Consider the following 1,086-nt stretch of genomic DNA (forward strand, 5'->3'; position numbering starts at 1 on the left):
GGGCGGCGTAAGGGGGTCAGTGCACCACCAGGGTCAATTTCCTGGAAGGATCTGCCGACATGTGCCGTGGCGTTGTTCTGAATGTTTCTGTGAGAGAAGAGATTTCCCGTCTCTTGCCGAGTGGGATGTCGTTTCGTGAGATCGGTCGTGAACTCGACCGCGACCACACTGTGATCAGCAGGGAGGTCGGCCGCAACGGCGGGCGCCGGGAGTATCGAGCCCATACTGCTCAAACCGCAGCAGATGCTCGTCTGGCACGCCCGAAGGACCGCAAGATCGAAACCGATGAGCGCTTGTTGGCGCAGGTCAATACGGGTCTCGGGCAGCAGTGGTCGCCCCGGCAGATCAGCAAGCGGCTGGTCATCGACTTCCCCGACGACGACACTATGCGAGTGTCCCACGAACAGATCTACCAGGCGCTCTACTTCCAGGCCCGCGGCCAGCTCAAAGTCCAACTGCTCGGCCAGCTCCGCCGCGGTGGAACGACCCGCGTGAGCCGAGCCCAGCGGCGCGAGATCGCCGAGAACCGCAAGAAGGTCATCCCGGCGATGACCATGATCACCGAGCGGCCACCCGAGGTCGAGGACCGTGCGGTGCCCGGCCACTGGGAAGGCGACCTGATCATGGGTGCCGGGAACCGGTCGGCGATCATCACCCTGGTGGAGCGTTCCACGCGGTTCGTGCTGTTGGGCAAACTGAACTACGACCACACCGCAGCACGGACGTCGCTGGTGCTGTCGAATCTCATGGGAACCCTCCCTGACCTCCTTCGATGCTCGCTGACGTGGGATCAGGGGCGAGAGATGGCGCGACATGAGTCGTTCACCATCGCTACCGGGATACCGGTGTACTTCTGCGATCCGCACAGTCCGTGGCAGCGCGGGTCGAACGAGAACACCAACGGCCTGCTCCGCCAGTACTTCCCCAAAGGCGAGGACCTTCACCAGTACTCACAGTCCTACCTCGACGCCGTCGCTGCAGAACTCAACGGCCGACCACGCGAAACCCTCGGTTGGCGAACACCGGCAGAGAAACTCGCTGATACTCTCAGCGGGAATGGTGGTGCACTGACCATCTGAAATCGCC

The 1,086-nt window shown here is 62.5% G+C and carries 1 protein-coding gene; it reads left to right on the plus strand.

Going from position 1 to position 1,086, the window contains the following annotated elements:
* Positions 1 to 59: 59 nt before the first annotated feature.
* The gene (locus GM1_RS21350; RefSeq protein WP_008382561.1) at positions 60 to 1,079 is read left to right on the plus strand and encodes an IS30 family transposase; all 1,020 of its coding nucleotides are present in this window, start codon (positions 60 to 62) and stop codon (positions 1,077 to 1,079) included.
* Positions 1,080 to 1,086 lie beyond the last annotated feature (7 nt).

Origin of the sequence: Gordonia malaquae NBRC 108250, assembly GCF_000344135.1 — a bacterium.
Lineage (GTDB): Bacteria > Actinomycetota > Actinomycetes > Mycobacteriales > Mycobacteriaceae > Gordonia > Gordonia malaquae.